The organism is Streptomyces sp. NPDC030165 (assembly GCF_055573595.1).
Genome location: NZ_JBVIBD010000009.1, coordinates 121,177 through 141,169 on the forward strand (window position 1 = coordinate 121,177; position 19,993 = coordinate 141,169).

Annotated in this window: 8 protein-coding genes and 1 pseudogene; 5 read left to right on the plus strand and 4 right to left on the minus strand. The window is 72.2% G+C overall.

Annotated elements, in window-relative coordinates:
- Window positions 1-230: 230 nt before the first annotated feature.
- From ACZ4Z1_RS18845 to ACZ4Z1_RS18855, 3 genes are read left to right on the plus strand one after another with little or no spacing between them, the layout of a single operon-like run.
- Window positions 231-11,573, plus strand: a complete 11,343-nt coding sequence (locus tag ACZ4Z1_RS18845) for an amino acid adenylation domain-containing protein (RefSeq protein WP_468487706.1) — start codon at window positions 231-233, stop codon at window positions 11,571-11,573.
- Window positions 11,570-13,426, plus strand: a complete 1,857-nt coding sequence (locus ACZ4Z1_RS18850) for a class I adenylate-forming enzyme family protein (RefSeq protein ID WP_468487707.1) — start codon at window positions 11,570-11,572, stop codon at window positions 13,424-13,426. The genes ACZ4Z1_RS18845 and ACZ4Z1_RS18850 overlap by 4 nt, the downstream gene beginning before the upstream one ends.
- Window positions 13,423-14,193: a hypothetical protein gene (locus tag ACZ4Z1_RS18855; RefSeq protein WP_468487708.1), complete on the plus strand. Its 771-nt coding sequence runs from the start codon at window positions 13,423-13,425 to the stop codon at window positions 14,191-14,193. The genes ACZ4Z1_RS18850 and ACZ4Z1_RS18855 overlap by 4 nt, the downstream gene beginning before the upstream one ends.
- Before the next feature lie 71 nt (window positions 14,194-14,264).
- Here ACZ4Z1_RS18855 and ACZ4Z1_RS18860 read toward each other — a convergent pair whose 3' ends face one another.
- The 4 genes from ACZ4Z1_RS18860 to ACZ4Z1_RS18875 all read right to left on the minus strand — a co-directional run bounded on the left by ACZ4Z1_RS18860 (window position 14,265) and on the right by ACZ4Z1_RS18875 (window position 18,228).
- A complete protein-coding gene (locus ACZ4Z1_RS18860) occupies window positions 14,265-14,651 on the minus strand; it encodes an STAS domain-containing protein (RefSeq protein ID WP_468487709.1) in 387 nt (128 codons plus the stop codon).
- Between the two features lie 329 nt (window positions 14,652-14,980).
- On the minus strand, window positions 14,981-16,003 hold the full coding sequence (locus tag ACZ4Z1_RS18865; RefSeq protein WP_468487710.1) for a TerC family protein: 1,023 nt from the start codon (window positions 16,001-16,003) through the stop codon (window positions 14,981-14,983).
- A gap of 628 nt (window positions 16,004-16,631) precedes the next feature.
- The gene (locus ACZ4Z1_RS18870) at window positions 16,632-16,970 is read right to left on the minus strand and encodes a MerR family transcriptional regulator (RefSeq protein WP_468487711.1); all 339 of its coding nucleotides are present in this window, start codon (window positions 16,968-16,970) and stop codon (window positions 16,632-16,634) included.
- A gap of 931 nt (window positions 16,971-17,901) precedes the next feature.
- On the minus strand, window positions 17,902-18,228 hold the full coding sequence (locus ACZ4Z1_RS18875) for an ATP-binding protein (RefSeq protein ID WP_468487712.1): 327 nt from the start codon (window positions 18,226-18,228) through the stop codon (window positions 17,902-17,904).
- A 427-nt stretch (window positions 18,229-18,655) separates the two neighbouring features.
- On the opposite strand from ACZ4Z1_RS18875, the gene ACZ4Z1_RS18880 reads away from it, so the two are divergent.
- Both ACZ4Z1_RS18880 and ACZ4Z1_RS18885 read left to right on the plus strand, forming a co-directional pair.
- Complete coding sequence (locus ACZ4Z1_RS18880) at window positions 18,656-19,120, plus strand: DUF3662 domain-containing protein (protein WP_468487713.1); 465 nt, start codon at window positions 18,656-18,658, stop codon at window positions 19,118-19,120.
- A gap of 520 nt (window positions 19,121-19,640) precedes the next feature.
- Window positions 19,641-19,979 (plus strand): annotated as a pseudogene (locus ACZ4Z1_RS18885) (STAS domain-containing protein); the annotation flags it as partial.
- Between the last annotated feature and the right edge of the window lie 14 nt (window positions 19,980-19,993).

Consider the following 19,993-nt stretch of genomic DNA (forward strand, 5'->3'; position numbering starts at 1 on the left):
GGGCCGCGCCGGTCTGCGGGAATTTTTTACGTCGGCCGGGGCCTCCGCCTTGCTCACCAGCACACTTGAGAGACCTCTCCCAAACGTGAGATAGAACGCATTGCTGTCTCTTTACTGTTTCATTGCCTTCCGTGCTTCGATGAGGCGGTCCGTTCTTCGATCAGCCTGGCCACATCCGACGGCAGCCCGCCGGCGTCATGCCGGCACGACCGATGGGGATGCTCGCTCTCATGCCCGAAGACCGCCTTGAACTGCCGCTCTCCGATGCCCAACTCGGGGTCTGGCTTGCGGAGCAGGCGGGCCTGAGCCGGCCCGGCGCCTATCAGTGGGCCGAGTACCTCGTGCTGGACGGTGATGCCGACGCCGGCCTCCTGGCCGCCGCGGTCGGCAGAGCGGCGACCGACTGTGAGGCGGTCAACGTCCGTATCGTCGGGGCGGCGGTTTCTGCGCCGGTGCAGCGGCTTCTCCGGGACCGGGAACACTGCGTCGAGGTGGTCGACCTCCGGGGAACCTCCGATCCGGACGCCGCCGCGCTGGAGTGGATGCGGGCCCGTATGGCCGAAGCCGGGGGCAGCGGCGCCGGGCCGTTGTTCCTGGGGGCCGTGCTGCGCGTCGCCGATAACCGTTCGCTGGTGTTCCACCGGGTGCACCACATCGCTCTCGACGGCGCGGGGATGGCCCTGTTCGCCGAACGCGTCGCCGAGGTCTACAGCTGTCTGTACGCCGGGCGCGCCGTCCCCGGGAGCGGCTGGGCCGGGCTCCGCTCCTTGTTACGTGCCGAGGCCGCCTACCAAGGGTCCGCCGACCGCACCGCGGACCGGGAGTGGTGGCTGGAACAGCTGGCCGGGCGGCCGGACTTCCCGAGTCTGGGCACCTGTCCGGCCGCGGCCACGGCTGGTTCGCTGCGATTGACCAGGGTGCTGTCGCCGGAGGAGTTCAAAAGACTGCGGGCCGGTGCGCAACGGCTCGGGCACCGCTGGACCCGGCTGCTCCCCGCGGCGACCGCCGTCCATCTGCACGCGGTGACCGGTAGCCGCGATGTCGTGTTGAGTCTGCCGGTCGCCGGCCGTCCGCCCGAGCTCGCCCGCACCGTACCGGCGATGTCGGCCAACGTCCTCCCCCTGCGACTGCACGCCGATCCGGCCGCCTCGATCGGCACGCTGCTCGACCGGACCGCCGACGAACTGCGGCGGGTGCGCCGTCACCAGCGTTACCGGGGTGAACACCTGCGGCGGGAACTGCGCTGCCCGGAGGACGGCCGCAAGTTCTTCGGCCCGGTGCTCAACATCCAGCGTTTCGACCGCCCGTTACGGTTCGGCGCGGTGACCGCGACGGTGCACAACCTGCAGGCGCCACCGTCGGAGGACCTCTCGATCGTGGCCTACGACCGTGGCGACGGCGTGCTGCGCTTCGACTTCGACGCCAACCCCGCCAACCACGGCGAGGAACTGCTGCGCGACATCGCCGACCGCTTTCTGCACGTGCTGTGGCAGGTGGCGGAGGCCGACCGGGACACGCCGTCGGCGCGGGTGGCGGCGACCACCGTGCGAGAGCGCCGGCGCAGCGCCGCCTTGGGCACCGGCGCCCGCGCGTCGGCCGCGCCTCACGACACGGCTGTCGGCCGGTTCGCCGAACAGGTCGGCCGCACGCCCGGCGCGTTCGCGGTGCGCTCGGTCGAGACCGGTGAGCGGTTGACCTACCGCGAACTGGACGTGCGGAGTTCGGCGCTGGCCGTCGAGCTGACCGCGGTGGGCGCGGGCCCGGAGCGGACCGTCGCGCTGCTGCTCGGCCGGTCGGTGGAGCTGGTCGTCGCGGCGCTCGCGGTGGTGAAGGCGGGCGCGGCCTACGTGCCCCTGCAACGGGACGACGCGATCCCACGGCAGGAAGCGGTGCTGTCCGACGCGGACGTACAGGTGCTGCTCACCGACCGGGACACCGAAGGAGACCGGATCGTCGCACGGGCCCGTGCCCAGGGGGTGCGGCAGCTGGACGTACGGGCGAGGGGAACCGGCAGCCCGGAGCTGCGGGCGGCCACGCCACAAGCGTTGGCGTGCGTGATGTTCACCTCCGGCTCCACAGGGCGGCCCAAGGGCGTCGCGGTCACCCAGGGCGACCTCGCCGGGCTCGCCGCCGACCGGTGGTGGAACGAAGGCGGCGCGGAACGGGTGCTGTTGCACTCGCCGCACGCCTTCGACGCGTTCAACCTGGAACTGTGGGTGCCCTTGCTGACCGGTGGCGAGGTGGTCGTCGCCGCGCCGGGGCGGCTGGACCCGGCCGGGCTGCCCCGGCTCACGGCCGCCACGGGGATCACCGGGCTGTGGCTGACCGCTGGACTGTTCAACGCGATCGCCACCGACAACCCCGCGTGGCTGGCCGGACTGCGCCAGGTCTGGACCGGCGGCGACGTGGTGTCCCCCGCGGCGGCGCGCGCCGTCCGGTCCGCGCTGCCGGAACTCACCGTCGTCAACGGGTACGGGCCCACCGAGACCACGGTGTTCGCGACCAGGTACACCGTCGGGAAGGTGGCCGAAGACGCCGGATCGGTCCCCATCGGGGTACCGCTGGACGGCAAGCGGGTACGGGTGCTCGACGACGCGCTGCGGCCCGTGCCACCCGGCGTGGTGGGTGAGCTGTACCTCGGGGGCGTGGGGGTGGCGCGCGGATACCTCGGGAGGGCGGCCGCGACCGCCGAGCGTTTCGTCCCCGACCCTTCCGGTCCGCCCGGCGCCCGCGTCTACCGCACAGGTGACCTGGCGCGCTGGAACCACGACGGACAGCTGGAATTCGCCGGGCGGGCCGACGGGCAGGTCAAGCTCCGCGGCTACCGGATCGAACCGGGCGAGATCGACGCCGCGCTGCTGGCCGAGCCCGGCGTGCGGCAGGCCGCGACCGTCCTGCGTGAGGACCGGCCCGGAGTGCGCCAGCTGGTCTCCTACGTGGCCGCCTCGGGTGACACGACGGCGCTGCGCGGGCGCCTGGCGGACCGGCTGCCCCCGTACATGGTGCCGTCGGCCCTGGTGGCAGTGGACCGGCTGCCGCTGACCCGCAACGGCAAGCTCGACCGGGCCGCGCTGCCCGCTCCGGACGCCGGTGACGTGGCCCCGGCCGGCGCCCCGCGCACCGCAGCGGAACGCCGGCTGGCCGAGCTGTTCGGCGACATCCTCGGCCTGACGGACGTCCCGCTCGACCGGGACTTCTTCCAGCTCGGCGGCGACAGCATCAAGGCGATCCAGCTCGCCGGCGCGGCCCAGCGGGCCGGTCTGGCCGTCAGCACCCCGGACGTGTTCCGCACGCCCACCGTCTCCGCCCTGGCCGTTGCCGCCGAAGCGGAGCGGCCGGAGCCGGGGCACCGGGTCGTGCTGGGCGACGCGGACGACCCCACGGTCCCGCTGACACCCATCATGCACTGGCTGCGCGAACGCGGCGGGCCCATCGACGGCTTCGCCCAGTCCCTGACCGTACGCACCCCTGCGGGCATGACCGCAGCGCAGGTGTGCGCGGTGGTGCAGGCGCTGGTCGACCACCACGGCATGCTGCGGCTCTCGCTGACCATGGTGGACGGGCTGTGGGCTCTGGAAGTGCGGCCCAGCGCCACCGTCGAGCTGAACCGGCCCGGCACCGTGCTCCGTCCCGGGCACGGACAGGTGGTCCAGGCGAGCTGGCGGGATGCCGGACCGGCGGAACGGGGCGAACTGACCCTCACCGTCCATCACCTGAGCGTCGACGGTGTCTCCTGGCGCATCATCCAGGAAGACCTGCGGGCCGCGTGGGAGGCCGTCCGGCACGGGCGCACACCACGCCTCCAGCCGACGGGGACCTCCTTCCCCCAGTGGGCGAAGGCCCTGGTCCAGTACGCGCATCAGCCGTCCGTGCTGGAGGAGTTCTCCCGGTGGCAGAGGACTCCCGAGGATCCCCCGGTCACCCTCCGGCCCCTGGACGGCGCGGTGGACACCGAGGACGCCCGGCGCCGGCACGCGTCCACCCTGTCCGGCGCTCTCACCGCGCGCCTGGTGTCCGACGCGACCGCGGCCTTCGACTGCTCGGTGCACGAACTGCTGCTGACCGCATTCGCACTGGCCGCCGCCGACTGGCGGGAGGGGCCGGACACGCTGCTGGTCGACCTCGAAGGCCACGGGCGTGAGGAGTTCGCCGCCGACCTCGACCTGTCCCGCACGATCGGCTGGTTCACCACCTTGTACCCCGTGGTGCTCGATCCCGGGTGTTCCTGGGCGGAGGCCCGCACCGATCCGGCGGCGCTGGACGGCGCGGTGGCCATGGTGCGGTCGTGCGTACGGGACGCCGCGCGCGCCGGGCTCGCTCACGGTCTGCTGCGTCATCTCAACCCGCAGAGCGGCCCGGTGCTGGCCACCCGGCCGACGCCGCAGTTCGCCTTCAACTACCTGGGCCGGTTCGACGTCGGCGGTGACGGCGACTGGGCGGTGGCCGAGGCCACGGTGCTCGGTGCGCCGGCCGGCGGCGGACTGGCGATGAGCCACGCTGTGGAACTCGACGCGGTGATCGCCGAGCATCCCGACGGCCCCCGCCTGGTGGCGAACTGGTCCTGGCCGGACGGGCTGCTCGCCGAAGAGCGGGTCGCCGGGCTCGGGCGGCGGTGGTTCGACGTGCTGACGGCGCTGGTGCACCGGGCCCGCGCCCGGGCGACGGGCGAACTGCCGTTGCCGCCCCTGGCGCAGGGGCTGCTGTTCCACTCACTCTACGACCATGACGGCGCGGACCCGTACCTCGTCCAGTTCGTCTTCGAACTCGGCGGAACGCTGGATCCCGCCGCGCTGCGCGACGCACTCCACCGCCTGCTGCTGCGCCATCCCCAACTCGCCGCGGGCGTCCGGCACGGACCGTCGGGCCGCCCCGTGCTGGTGGCCGTACCGGACTCCGCCGTGGAGTGGCAGGAGATACCCGGGCACCAGGATCTCGCATGTTTCCTGGAGACCGACCGCAGGCGACGGTTCGACCTCGCCAGCCCTCCGCTGGTCCGGGCGGCCCTGCTACGCCGGGCCGACGACCGTCACACCTTCGTACTGACCACACATCACCTCCTGCTGGACGGCTGGTCCATGCCGATCCTGATCAGGGAGTTGTTCTCGCTCTACGCCGGCCGCGCGCTCCCGCCCGCGCCGCCGTACCGCGACTTCCTCGACTGGCTGGCGACGAGGGATTCCCGCGCGGACGAGTCCGCCTGGCGCGCGCTGCTGTCCTCCGTGGACGGTCCGACGCTGGTCGGCGGAGCGGGGCGACGCGGTTCGGCCGCGGCCCGCCACACGCTGACGGCCGAACTGGACGGGACCACGAGCACGCGGATCGACACCGTGGCGCGGCAGCACGGGCTGACCGCCAACGTCGTCGTACAGCTGGCATGGGCCGTCCTGCTGTCCACCCTGACCGGCCGTGACGACGTGGTCTTCGGGGCGACGGTCTCCGGCAGACCGGCGGAGCTGCCCGGTTCGGAGCACATCGTCGGCCTGCTGATCAACACCATTCCCGTGCGGGTCCGCCTCGACCCGCACCGGTCGGTCGCCGAGTCCCTCGCCGGGCTGCGCGCCCAGCAGCTGTCCATGCTGGACCACCAGCACGCCGATCTGACGCGGCTGCAGTCGATCGCCGGACATCCCGAACTCTTCGACACGGTCGTGGTCTTCGAGAACTACCCGGTCGATATGAACGCACTGCGCGATGGCGTGCCCGGCCTGGAACTCCTGGACGTCCAAGGGCGGGACGGCACGCATTACCCGCTGACGCTCATCGCCATGCCGGGCGACGGGCGCCTGCGGCTCCGCCTCGACCACAGCACCGGCCTGTTCGACGAGGCGGGGGCCCGCCGCCTGCTCGACCGTCTCAGCGCGCTGCTCCACCGGATCACCGCGTGTCCGGAGGCGCGGCTGGGGCAGCTCGGCCTGCTGCTACCGGACGAACTCGACGCGCTGCTCCCGGCCGGGCAGGACAGACCTGCCGACGTCGCGGCGAAGCCCGTCCTGACCACCCTGCCCGCGCTGTTCGAGGATCAGGTACGCCGTCGGCCGACGGCCCCGGCCCTCACCTTCGGGGGCACCACTCTGTCGTACGGGCAGCTCAACGCGCGGGCCAACCGTCTCGCGCGGCTCCTCGTCGCGCGCGGGGCCGGGCCGGAACGTCTGGTGGCCCTGCGGCTCGGGCGTTCCGTCGACCTCGTGGTCGCCGTGCTGGCCGTACTGAAGTCGGGAGCCGGCTACCTGCCTCTGGACCCGGCCCACCCCCAGGAGCGGATCCGGCAGGCGATGGCCGACGCCGCTCCCGTGCTCGTCGTGACCGGCGAGCCGATCGCGGTGCCACACACACAGATCGTGCTGGACGGCAGCGATCCGGCCGCCCACTATCCGGCGGAGGACCTTGGCCTGGCCGTGCATCCCGACAGCGTCGCCTACGTCATCTACACCTCGGGCTCCACCGGAACGCCCAAGGGTGTCGTGGTGTCGCACCGCAATGTCGCGCGACTGCTCGCGGTGACCGGCACCCGGTTCGGTTTCGGTGACGACGACGTGCACACGTTGTTCCACTCCTACGCCTTCGACGTCTCGGTCTGGGAACTGTGGTCGGCGCTGGGCCGCGGGGGCCGCCTGGTGGTGGTGCCGGACGACGTCACCAAGTCGCCACGGGAGTTCCTGGAACTGCTCGCCCGGGAACAGGTCACCGCGCTCAGCCAGACACCCTCGGCGTTCTACCAGCTCATGCGGGCCGAAGCGGAGGCCGGGCCGGAACTGCCCGCGCTGCGGGTCGTCGTGTTCGCCGGTGAGGCGCTGGACCTCACCCGCATCCGGTCCTGGCACGGACCCGGACGGCCGGCGCTCGTCAACATGTACGGGATCACCGAGACCACCGTGCACGCGACCCACACCGAGCTGACCGACCCCGACGAGACCGCCGGCGTCATCGGCACCGCGCTGCCCGACCTGCGCCTGCACCTGCTGGACCACGCCCTGCGGCCGGTCCCGCCGGACTGCCCCGGTGAGATCTACGTGGCCGGCCCCGGAGTGACCCGGGGCTACCTGGGACGGCCGGGGCTCACCGCGAGCCGTTTCGTCGCCGACCCCTTCGGCGCGCCCGGTACCCGGATGTACCGCTCCGGGGACCTCGCACGGCGCCGGGCCGACGGCACGCTGGAGTATCTGGGCCGGGTGGACCACCAGGTGAAGATCCGCGGGTACCGCATCGAACCCGCGGAGATCGAGCACGTCCTCGAACAGCACCCGGCCGTGGACCGGGCCGTGGTGCTCGCCGACGCGGACGCCGACGGCGGCCGGCTGCTCTGCTACGCCGTGACGAAGGGCGGGCCGGCCCCCGCCGAGCTGCGCGCATACGCCCGGACGGTCCTGCCCGCGCACATGGTGCCCGCCTTCGTCCTGCCGGTCGACGAGATTCCGCTGACCGGTAACGGCAAGCTGGACCGCAGGGCCCTGCCGGGACCGGAGGCGGCGCTGCCGGTGAGCCGCCCGCCCGGGAACGAACGGGAGCGCCTGTTGTGCAGGCTGTTCGCGGAGACGCTGGGAGTCCGCGAAGTCGGCGCGGAGGACAGTTTCTTCGACCTGGGCGGCCATTCCTTGCTGGCCACCCGCCTGATCAACAGGGTGCGCGCGGAGACCGGCCGTGAACTGAGCATCCGTACCCTCTTCGACACCCCGGTCGTCGCCGACCTGGCGCGCTGCCTGGCGGAGCCGGCCGGCGCAGCGCGCGCCGGGCTCGCTCCGGCCGCGCGGCCGGAGCGGATTCCGCTCTCGCCCGCGCAGCGCAGGCTGTGGTTCTTCAACCGGTTCGCCGGGCCCAACCCGGTGTACAACATGTCCTTCGCGGTCCGGCTGAGCGGCCCCCTGTCGGCGGACCACCTGTACGCGGCACTCGGTGACGTACTCGTCCGGCACGAGAGCCTGCGCACCACCGTCACCGAAGTCGACGGAGAGCCCTACCAGCACATCGGCACAGGCGAAGAGCTGCCGTTTCGGACGGTGACCACCTCGGAGGCGGAGGTTCCCCGCCTCCTCGCGGACGCGGCCACCCACACCTTCGACCTGGCCACCGAACTCCCCGTCCGGGCCCTCCTGCTCGAAACCGCGCCCGAACGGCACGTGCTGCTGATCCTGCTGCACCACATCGCCGCCGACGGCTGGTCACTGGCCCCGCTGGCCCGCGACCTGTCCACCGCCTACCGGGCACGCGTCGCGGGCGAGGCCCCGCAGTGGGCGAACCAGCCCGTGCAGTACGCGGATTACGCCCTCTGGCAGCGCGGTCTCGACCTCGACGCCGGCATCGCGTACTGGACGCAGACGCTGCGCGGCGCCCCGGAGACGCTGCCCCTGCCGCTCGACCACGCCAGGCCACCGGTGTCCGCGTACCGCGGGGAGACCGTCGAATTCACGCTGGACGCCGACCTGCACGCGCGGCTCACCCGGCTCGCGCGGTCGACCGGCACCAGCCTGTTCATGGTGCTGCACGCCGCGATCGCCGTGCTGTTGTCGCGACTCGGCGGCGGGGAGGACATCCCCATCGGTACACCGGTGGCCGGGCGCCATGATGACGCGTTGCACGAGACCGTCGGCTGCTTCGTCAACACGGTGGTGCTGCGTACGGACCTCAGCGGCACGCCGACGTTCGCCGACATGCTGGAGCGGGTCCGGACCACCGACCTCGACGCCTTCGCTCATCAGGAAGTGCCTTTCGAGCAGGTGGTGGAGGCGGTCAACCCGACACGCTCCCTGTCCGGCCACCCCGTCTTCCAGGTGATGCTGGCCTTCCAGGACACACCGCCCGTCGCGTTCGACATGCCGGGGCTGCGCGTCGAGCCGGTCGCGGCGCACGGCGGTGCCTCCCGCCTGGACCTGCTGTGGAGCCTGCGTCAGCACCACGGCGCCGACGGTGCGGAAGCCGGTGTTGAAGGCCAGCTGGAGTACGACACCGAACTGTTCACCCCGGCTTCCGCGCGACGCCTGCTCGCGCGGCTGGAGGGGCTGCTGCGCGCGGTGGTGGCCGGACCGCACCGCCGGATCGCCGACCTTCCGGTCCTCGTCGCCGGTGAGCGGGAGCAGCTGACCGCGCGCTGGAACGCCACCGCCCACGACGTGCCCGCGACCACCGTGGCCGAACTGTTCGCGGCACAGGTGCTCCGCGCTCCCGGCGCACCGGCCGTACGGCACGGGGACACCGTACTCACCTACCGGGAGCTGTCCGAGCGAACGGCCCGCATCGCGGCGCAGCTCAGAGCCCGCGGGGCCGGTCCGGGCAGCCTGATCGCCCTGGTGCTGCGGCGTGACCCCGACCTGCCCGCCACCCTGCTCGCCGTCCAGTCGATCGGTGCCGCCTATCTGCCCCTCGACCGCACGCTGCCGCCGCGACGGATCGCGGCGCTGCTGGCGGACGCCCGGCCCCTGCTGGTGGTACGCGGCGACGACGGACTCACCATCACCGCAGGCGCCGAGGAACCGGCGCCCGTGCCGGAGAACACCGCGTACGTGACGTACACCTCGGGCTCCACCGGACGGCCGAAGGGGGTCGTCGTGCCCCACAGCGCGTTGGTGAACCTGGTGCTCGCCCTGCGCGAGCACCTGGCGGTCGGCGAGGAGGACCGCGTGCTGGCGGCCTCGCCGGCGGGTTTCGACATGTCCAAGCCCGAGCTGTACCTCCCGCTGGTCACCGGCGCCGCGATGGTCCTCGCCGAGCAGGGCGCCCTCCGGGACCCCGACGAGCTGTCCACCCTGCTCGAACGGCACCGGGTCACCGTCATGCAGGCGACCCCGTCGTTGTGGCAGGCCCTCCTCACCCGGCGGCCGGACCGGCTGCGCCACGTCCGCGCGGTCATCGGCGGCGAAGCCGTACCCGCGGAACTGGCCAAGGCGCTGTCCGGCCGCACGGCGTCACTGCTGGCCTGCTACGGCCCGACGGAGACGACCGTCTGGTCCACCACCCACCCGGTCGGCCGGGTGGCGACCGGATGGGTGCCGCTCGGGCGCCCCCTGTGGAACACCCGGTGCTACGTGCTCGACGCCCGGCTGCGGCCGGTCCCGCCGGGGGTGACCGGCGAGCTGTACGTGGCCGGTGCGGGCGTGGCGACGGGATACCTGCACCGGCCGGCACTGACCGCGACCCGGTTCGTCCCGGACCCCTTCGGCCCGGGCGGGCACCGGATGTACCGCACCGGCGATCTCGCGTCGTGGACCGCCGACGGAGTGCTGCGCTTCCACGGCCGGACCGACGAACAGGTCAAGATCCGCGGCCATCGCGTCGAGCTCGGGGAGATCGAGGCCGTGCTGACCGGCCACGAAGACGTCGCCGCAGCCGCGGTGACCGTGCACGACCGGAATGCCGACGACCGCCGCCTGGCCGGGTACGTCACCCCTGCCGACGCCGATCTGCGGTCGGTGGCGGCGCACCTGGCCCGGCACCTTCCGGACTACATGACACCCGCCCGCCTGATCGCGCTGGAGCGGCTTCCCCTCAGCGCCAACGGAAAGCTGCTGCGCGACCGGCTGCCCGAACCGGACTGGGCCGGCGCGGGCGACTCGCCACCACCGGAGACCCTGCGTGAGCAGCTGATGTGCGAACTCTTCGCCGACGTACTGGACCTGCCCCGGGTCGGCCCCGGCGACAACTTCTTCGAGCTGGGCGGGCACTCACTCCTGGCGGCCCGGCTGACCGACCGGGTGCGCACCGTGCTCGGTCTGGAACCGACGGTCCGCAACGTCTTCGAGGCGGCCACCCCCGCCGCCTTGAGCCGCCTCCTGGAGGAGGCACCGCCGGAGGGCCCGCCGGCGCACCTCGTGCCGTTCCGCGCGGGCGGGCCGGCGGCACCGGTGTTCTGCGTGCACTCGCTCAGCGGAATCAGCTGGCTGTACTCGGGACTGCTGCGGCACATCGACCGCGACCACCCGGTGTACGGCATCCAGGCCGAGGGGCCCGGCGGGCTGGACGATCTCCCCGGCACGGTCGAAGCGATGGCCGAGCGGTACGTGGCCCTGCTGCGTTCGGTACGTCCCAGCGGGCCGTACCACCTGGTCGGCTGGTCCTTCGGCGGGCTGGTCGCACACGCGATGGCGGTCCGGCTGCACGAACTCGGCGAGCCCGCCGGAGCCCTGTTCCTGGTGGACGCGATCGCCGCTACCGCGGCCGAACCGGAAGAACCCATCGACGACCAGCGCGTCTTCCAGGTACTGCTGACGGCCGCGGGCCTGGACGACGACCGCTGCGCCGCGGCGGGCCTCGACTTCGCCACCGTCTCGTCCCTGCTGCGCCGGGAAGGCAGCGTCTTCGCCCGGTTCACCGAGGACGACATCGGCCGCGTCATCGCGGTCTCACGTCACAACGACAAGCTCGCACGGGCCTATCGGCCATCGTTCTATCCGGGTGACACCACCTTCATCGAGGCGGTGGCGCACGCGCCGCAGCCCGTCGCGAACCACGAACTGTGGCGGCCCCACGTCGGTGGCGAACTGGCCGTCGGCCACGTCAACGCACGCCACCACCGAGCGATGCAGCCGCAGCACGTGGACGAAGTCGGAGCCCAGCTCGGTGATTTGCTGAGGAGGCAGCGTTGATCAGCACCGGTACCGGCGTCCTCACCGAGCTGCCCGCGGGTACGCGGGTGGTGGTCCGGCTGCCCAACGGCCGAAACCTGGCAGAGGTGCTGCTCACCTGCTTCGACCTGCGGCTCGTCGCGGTCCCCCTGCCCCCGCGCACCACCGACCGGGCGGCCGCCGGCATCGCCGGGCGCGTGTCCGCGGCGGCTCTGGTCGACGTCCACGGGGCGCGCCGGACCGGCCTGCCCGACATCCACCCGGTCCCGGACGACCTCGCCTTCATCATGTTCACCTCGGGCTCCACCGGCCCGCAGAAAGGTGTCATGCTCAGCCGCCGCGCCGTGCTGGGCAACGCGGCCGGAACCGCGGCACTGCACGGGCTGACGCCGGACCGCCCGCACGGCACCTGCCTCCCGCTGTACCACTGCAACGCGCTGGTCATGTCGCTGCTCGGCACCCACCTCACCGGCGCGCCGCTGACCCTGCACGCCCCCTTCGACCCGGCCGGGTACTTCGCCGCGCTCCAGGCCGCCGGGGCCAGGACCGCGTCCATCGTGCCCGCCCTCCTGGCGGATCTGCTGGAGGACGGTCCCGACTGGCCGGACGGCCTGGACTACCTGATCACCGCGGCGGCGCCGCTGACCACCGACCTCGCCCGCCGCTTCCACCGCCGGTACGGCCCGCGCCTGCGTCAGGGCTACGGCCTGACCGAGGCGGTCAACTTCAGCTTCACCATGCCCCGGCTCGACGACGCGGAATTCCGCCGCCACTACCTGGAGCAGATTCCTCCGGTGGGGGCTCCGCTTCCGGGCACCGAGCTGCGCCTGGAGTCCGGCGAGGTGTGGATCAGAACGCCGGACCTGATGACGGGATACTGGCAGGACGGCCGCAGCACCGCGGCCACGGTCACCGACGACGGCTGGCTGCGCACCGGCGACCTGGGCGAACTGCGCGACGGGCTGCTGGTCCTCCGTGGCCGCGCCGGCGAGCGGATCAACCGGGGCGGGGAGAAGCACCACCCACTCGACCTGGAGCACGACTGGCGCGGGGCCGGCCTGACCGGCCGGTTCGCGGCGGCCGCCGTGGACGAACCCGCACTGGGCCAGGACATCGGGCTGGTCGTCACCGACCAGCCCGTCTCCTCCGTACGCACCTTGTACGCACAGGTGCCGCTGCGGCCCGCGGCCATCCAGTTCGGCGGGTTCCTGGCGACCTCCACCGGCAAGCCCCGGCGCAAGGCGATGAGCCGGGCCCTCACCGCGCGCCGGCTGGCTCCCGCCCGGTACGAACGCCTGCTGCGCTACGCCGCGGCCACCGCGCACGACCTGCTGCGCTCAGGAGCGGAGCACCCCGGCCTGCGCGCGCTGGCCACGCGGGTGGGGACCCGCCCGCAAGCGGACGGCGAGGCCGTCTTCGACGCCTTCGACTTCCTGCGCGAGCACTGGCACAGCCCGGACGACGCGGAACTGTCCCGGACCAAGGCACGGTGGCGTACGGCGCTGCTCACCGAGTGGCCCCTGGCCGTACACACGGAACTCGCCGCGGACGTGGCGGCCCGCCATGGCTTCGAAGGATCACCCGTGCCACTGGGCACCGAGGCCCGCTTCGGTGACGGCGCACTGCTCGTCCTCCCGCACGGGCCCGCGGCCGACGGCCCGGTGTGGCCGCTGGGCCCGCTGCTGTCCTTTCTGGGCGGTCCCACCGGGGGCGGGGAGACGGACCGCTGGACGCACCTGACCCGGCTGCGCGCGAACGGATTCCCCATGGTGGGCTGCTCGGTGCTGCGCGCCGGACGACACGACGTGGGCGGCGTGCTGTGGGCACGACAGCCGGATTCCGGACCGAACGAGCACACTGGAGCAACTGGATGACCCAAGGCACCGAAACGACCGGCCGGATGAAGCGGTCCCCGGACGACGAGGACGAGATCCTCGACGTCCGACGGCACCAGGACCCCGACCGGAACCGGCTCACCCCTGTGGTGCAACTGCCCCCACAGGCCGCCCTGAGCGTGGTCGACGCCCTCGCCGGCCTGGTCCGGGCGGCGCACCGCAGGGAGGAGGCGCACCCTCCCCCGGCCGGCGCTCTCAAACAGGCGCAGGAATTCGAGGAAGGCGACGTCTTCATGCTGGAGCCGCCCTTCGAGGGCTTCTTCGCCGACCGCTACCTGATGGACTTCTACGACACCGCAGAGCGCGACATCTGCTCGCGCATGCACCTGCACACCGGCTTGCGGTTCGTCCGCATGATGACGGGCCCGGGGACCACGATCCGGGTCTCCAGCCTGTCCCCGATCACCGTGCGGCCCGCGGCGGCGGGCTGGTCCGGCCCGCTGAGCACGTTCACCGACGCGCTGCCCGCAACGCCCGCCGGGGTGGACCGGGACCGGCACAACGTGATCGTGCCGCCGAACTCCTGGGTGGACCTGCAGATCCCGCGCGGGGTGTCACACCAGTTCAACGCGGTGGGGCCGAACGCAGTGATCGACTCGGTGCACCCGGAGGAGTCCATCGAGACGCTGCGCGAGGGGATGTCGGGATACCGGATGATGGCGCAGACCATCTTCCTGGCCAAGGACAAGAGCCCAGCCGGCACCTGCGCCGACATCACCGAGCGGGAAGGCGGCGAGCGCCCCTGACCACCATGCCCGCGAGCGGCCGACGCCCAGGCGGCAGGCCGGTGGCCGGACCGCGGGCAGCCTGCTCAGCATCACCCCGTTATCGCGCCGACCGCGTCGATGCCGGCGTGGCGCAGGGTCCGCGCCACCGTGCGGCGCGCACCGCGGAGGGTGAGCGAGGCGCCGTCGGGGCGCCGGGAAAGGGCCCGCAGGAGGGCGTACGCACAGGCCAGGTCGATGTGGGTCAGCTCCCGCAGCTCCAGCACCCACGCATCGGCTGCGCGCAGACGCGGGTCGGCGAACCGGGCTTCGAGCGCGCGGAGTGTGTCGGCATGCAGATCGCCGCGGAGGGTGAGCACGACTCGGCGGTCGTCGACGCTGGTGACGGTCACCGGCGGAGAGGACGTCGGAGTGGGGTGGGCCCCGGTTGTCATGGCGATCTCCTGGTGCATGCGGGCCATGGCCTCGGCTCCCGTCATGGCCCGAGGCCGGCTTCCCGGAGGCGTTACGGCTTCGCCCCGCCCGCCGCCGGGCGCTGCGCCCGTTTCGTGTGCTCCGGGCAGTTCGGGCAGTCGGGGTTGCGGCAGGAGCCCGGTTTCCACAGGGGAACGAAGACACCCATCGTCTTGTATCGCGTGAGCACCGCGGACACGGAGTGGTGACAGACATGACAGACGTTTCCGGCCTGCGGTGTCGTCGCATGCTCAGCTCTGTCCATAAGGCAACGATAGCCCTTTTTGCCAACCCTTGGTAGAACTTTTCCATAAACCGGAGAAACGACAGGCCCAGGCCGGTGGGCGTGGGCGGTTCAGCCGCCCCGCGGTGGACCGTCCGGTTTCCGCAGCTCCTGCCCCGGCCTGTCGCCGGCCGGCCCAGGGGCGACACCGTGCCGGTCGGGCGGGCCCGGAAGCCTCACGCTCAAGATGACGGCCACCGCCAGGACGACGACGATGACCGCCAGACTGACCGGTGACGGAATCTCCGGAACGCTGCTGCTGAAGAGTTTGTGGGAGGCCTGGAGGATCAGCTTCACGCCGATGAAGGAGAGGATGAGCGCCAGCCCCTTGCCGAGGTAGCGGAACCGGTCCAGCAGCCCGGCGAGCAGGAAGTACAGGGCGCGCAGGCCGAGGATGGCGAAGGCGTTGCTGGTGTAGACGATGAAGGCGTCATCGCTGACCGCGAGGACGGCGGGCACGCTGTCCACGGCGAAGATCAAGTCCGCCGCCTCGATCGCGGCGACGACCGCGAGCAGCGGGGTGGCGATCCGCCGGCCGGCTTCCTTGACGAAGAACCTCATCCCGGCGTACTCGTCCCGGACCGGCACGATCTTGCGCAGCAGCCGCACGGCGATGCTCCGGCCCGGGTCGAAGCTCTCCTCCTCCCCCTTGAGGATCTTGTAGGTGCTGTAGAAGAGGACGGCCGCGAAGGCGAAGAGCACCGCGGTGAACCGACTGACCACGGCCACTCCGGCGGCCAGGAAGACGCCTCGGAAGACCAGCGCGCCCATGACGCCGAAGAACAGCACACGATGCTGGTAGGCGCGCGGCACCCGGAAATAGGCGAAGATCAGCGCGAAGACGAACAGGTTGTCGACCGACAGGCTCTTCTCCAGCAGCCACGCGGTGGTGTACTCCACCCCCGGCGACGCGCCGAGCACCAGGAAGACGACGGCGCCGAAGACGACGGCGAGACCGACCCACACCCCGCTCCAGGCCGCAGCCTCCTTGAACCCGATGACATGCGCCTCCCGGTGCGCCAGCAGGTCCACGGCCAGCGACACGACCACGGTGACGGCGAACGCCACCCACAGCCAGATCGGCACATCGAGCACGGAAACCCCTCACGCCACAGGGTGAACACCTGGCTCTACAAGCAAGTCTGACCCAGAGGTTCCGGCTTGTCGCCCGCAGTCCGGCAATCTCCTCCTCGCTGACCGCCCGCAGTACCCCTCGTTCCTCCAGGAGTGGACCGTCGAGGCGACGGAACCCGTGCCGGGTGCCCCGTACACGGTCACCGTCGGACAGCTCGAAGACGAGGACCCGGCGCAGGGCCCTGGACTGGTCGCCGTCGAGAACGAGCTCTGGGCGGCCGGTGTCAGCCCGGACCGGCAGACGAAGTTCGTCTTCACGCGCGGCCTCGGCGATATCCAGGACCCTGCACTTCCAGCGCCCGATGTGGAGCGCGAAGGGGCCGCACTCCCTCGTCAGGGTGCGACCCCGGCCGCAGGCGCTCCCCCGGCGGCCCGTTCTTCTGGCCGGGACGCTGCCGCGGCAACACGGTTCGCCGAAGGAGCACGCTCAGGCGGTTGGTTTTCGAAGCGTCCGGCCCAGGCGGATGTCCACACCTCTGGCGCGGTGACACACAAGACGCCCGCCCGGCCCCCGCGCCGCTGAACGCCGGGCGGGTGCTCCCTCAGGGCGCAGGCTCTTTGCGGGCAGGCAGGCAGGCAGGCGAACGGGTCAGTCGTCGGCCGGGTGGCGGGGCTCGGCGGCGGAGCGGCGCAGTTCTTCGTTGATGCGCTGGGCTTCTTCGAGCTGGTCTTCGAGGATGACGATGCGGCAGGCGGCGTCGATGGGGGTGCCCTGGTCGACGAGTTCGCGGGCGCGGGCGGCGATTTTGAGCTGGTACCGGGAGTAGCGGCGGTGTCCGCCCTGTGAGCGCAGGGGCGTGATGAGGCGGGCTTCGCCGATGGCGCGCAGGAAGCCGGGGGTGGTGCCGAGTATTTCGGCGGCGCGGCCCATCGTGTAGGCGGGGTAATCATCGTCATCGAGACGGCCCAGGGAGTTTTCTGCGGTCACTTGCACCTCTGTCGTATCTGTGGAATCTGTCAGGGAACGCGTCGAGGGGCCCTGGTGCCGTACGGCACCAGGGCCCCGAGGATTGAAACACCATCTGCCGGCTTACTGCACTGCCGGACTCATCTTTCCGCGCCGCCCCTGAAGGCAGGGGCTGGAGTGCGGGGATCGCGGATGCGTGACCGTGAGACCACCTTCCGTTCCGGGGCCTGCGGTACCCGGGCAGACCCGTTTCCGGCCCGGGCGATCCTGATGGCGTCTGCCTCCTTCTTTCTTCTCTCGTGCTGGTGAACCTGTTTGTCACTGCGGTACTGCCTGCGGCCCCTGCACCGGGCCGCCCGGCCCGGCGACCAGCGGAAGGACCCTGGAATCATCGGCCCCGCCACTCCGCCGCCGGGCCGCCTACTGCGGTCCTGCGTGCGGCAGGTCACCCCTGCCGCGCCTTCTCGATCTCTTGGCTACGTCACGACGTTAACCCCGAAAAGCCTCCATGTCTACTCCGGCCAAGACAGATTTGCTCAATCGGGTGCCGCCGAACTTCTTTGCTTCAGGCGATCGGAAACCTCTCCCGGGGCTGCCGTACGCTCTGGGGGGCACTCACAGGGCACGGGCCTGGTGTCAGAGGAACCCGGTGATGACGAGGGCGGCGAGGAACCCGAAGGTTTCTGCGATCCTCTGTTCTCGGCTCATGCCGCGACTCCTCGGTGCGCAGGCGCCCGCTGAAGGCAGCGGCCCCGTGCCGGACGTCACCCGGCCCGTCCGGGAGTCCCCGGCATCCGGCCGCCAGGCCAGGAGCCGGTCGGCCGGCGCGTCGGCCACCCGTAGCCCGTCCTCCCCTGCCGCGTGGTCAGCGGCCCGGGAGTCCTGCGGTACCCGGTCAGCGCCCCGGGCCGGGCAGGCGGCCTGTCGGCCCGGCGGGCTCCGGTGCGAGTGGTCAGCAGGCGGCCAGGACCGCGCGGACGGTCTTGCCGCCGCCCCGGTCACCGGTGACGGTGAAGCGGCTCGCCAGCAGCCGCACCATCGCCAGGCCGCGCCCGCTCTCCGCCCACGGCGACAGCCTCCCGGCGCGGGGGTACAGCGGGCTGTCGTCATGGACCTCCACCGTCAGCTCGCCGTGATCGACGCGGAGCCGCAGGCGGCAGGCGCTGTGACCGTGTTCGGCGGCGTTGGCGACCAGCTCCGAGACGATCAGCCGGGCGTCGTCCAGTTGCCCGCACGCCCCGGCGGGGGTACCACGGCCGGTGAGAAACGCCGTGGTCAACTGCCGTGCCTAGCGGGCCGATTCCGCATCGTCCGGCAGGGTGTATTCCACTCGGTCCCTGCGCCGTCGGGCAGGTGCACGCCGGTACGGGCGCATCGCCACCACTTCCCTCCCCCGGACCGCCACCGGACCGCGGCGCGGGCCGGCGAGGCCGCTCGTGGTGAGCGGCCGGTCCGATCTGACGCACATGCCCGCTCCATCCGGTCGCCAACCCGGCCGTCACCGGAACTCCCCAACTGCACAGCGGACGTGCCGTCTGCCCGGAACGGGAACGCCGGTCGTCCTGGCCCGGGGAAGCCCCGTGCGAGCGGCCGCCGGGTGGGGCGTGTCGGGGAGCCGGGGACGGCCGTTGAACCCAGGAGCCCCGGGGACCACCCGGATGGGCGAACACGGCCGGAGTGCGGACGGACAGGTGCCAGGGATGAACATGATCGGACGATTCGAACGGGCCATGGAACGCTGGACAGCCGCCGCGTGGACCACCGTGCGCAAGCCCGGGAAGAAACCGTTGGACGTCGTGATCCGGCTGCGTCGGGAGTGCGATGACCATGCCCTGATCGTGGGGCGGGGGCGCACAGTGGTGCCCAACTGCTTCACCGTCGAGCTGCCCGCGGCCAGCCACCGGCGGCTGGCCGGCCACCAGGAGCGGCTCGGCCCCGAGCTGGCCGCCGAGGTCCGGCGCTACGCCGCCGAGCGGTCCTACAGCTTCGCCGGTCCGGTCACCGTGGGCCTCAGGGCCCACCCGGACGGCGGGCGCGCCCGCTACCGGGTCCGCAGCCGCCTGGTGCCCTGCCGGGGCCCGGCGAGCACCGACGATCTGACCAAGGCGCTGCCGGTGGTGCCCGCGTCGGCACAACTCAAAGGCGCCGATGGCCCCTTGGGCCCAGCCTGAAATGCCGGGGCTGCGGACGACGTACCCGGAACGGCCGCTGCCGATCGACCGGTGGCCGGTCGGCGGTCGTACGCCCGTCTTGGCAGCAGGCCGGTTCCCGGCAGGTACGGCGCGACATCGGAAAGGCCGGCCGGGCGGCCCGGCCGCACAAGGGCCGCCGGCCGTCACCACCGTCACCACCGTCACCAGTCGTGACGCCTGTGCTGAAATCTGCGAGTCCCCGGTGAACTCGACTGCTCCTCCGAAACGTTCTTCCCGACGACGACCGGCTCCGTCCCCGCCACCCACCGTCCGCTGTGGCCCCGGCCCTTCTCCCGCCCGGAAACCGGGCAGGTGAGCGGGCACCGGCGCGCATCTGCGTCGTACGCCGAACCTCGGAGCGAAACGGCAGATCACCTTCCGTGCCGGAGCTGCGGCCGTTACGGTGGCCCGAACGCGCCTCGGCGCGCTGGTGTGCCGGGAAGTCTGGTCGGCGGTGAAGAGGGCCATGGGCCCATCCGGCGGCTTCCTGGAGGGCGTGATGAGCACCAGCCCGCGCCCCACAGCCCCCCTTCACCGGCGTCCGCTCACCGAGCCGCCCGATGTCCGGCTGACCATCCACCGCTCTGCCGCCGACGGCACGACGGCCCTGGTCCTCACCGGCGAGTTCGACGTGCACACGGTAGAGCTGCTGTGCCAGGCCGCCGTCACTCACCTGAAATCCGGCAACCACCGTCTGCGGCTCGACTTGTCCGGCGTCACCTGGTGCGACAACGCCAGCCTCTACACGCTCCTGGGCGTGCGAGGTGCCCTACACGCCGTACAGGGACGGCTGGAGCCGGCAGCCACCAGTGAGCCGGTCGAGCGTGCCCTGGTCCGCAACGGCCTGGGGAC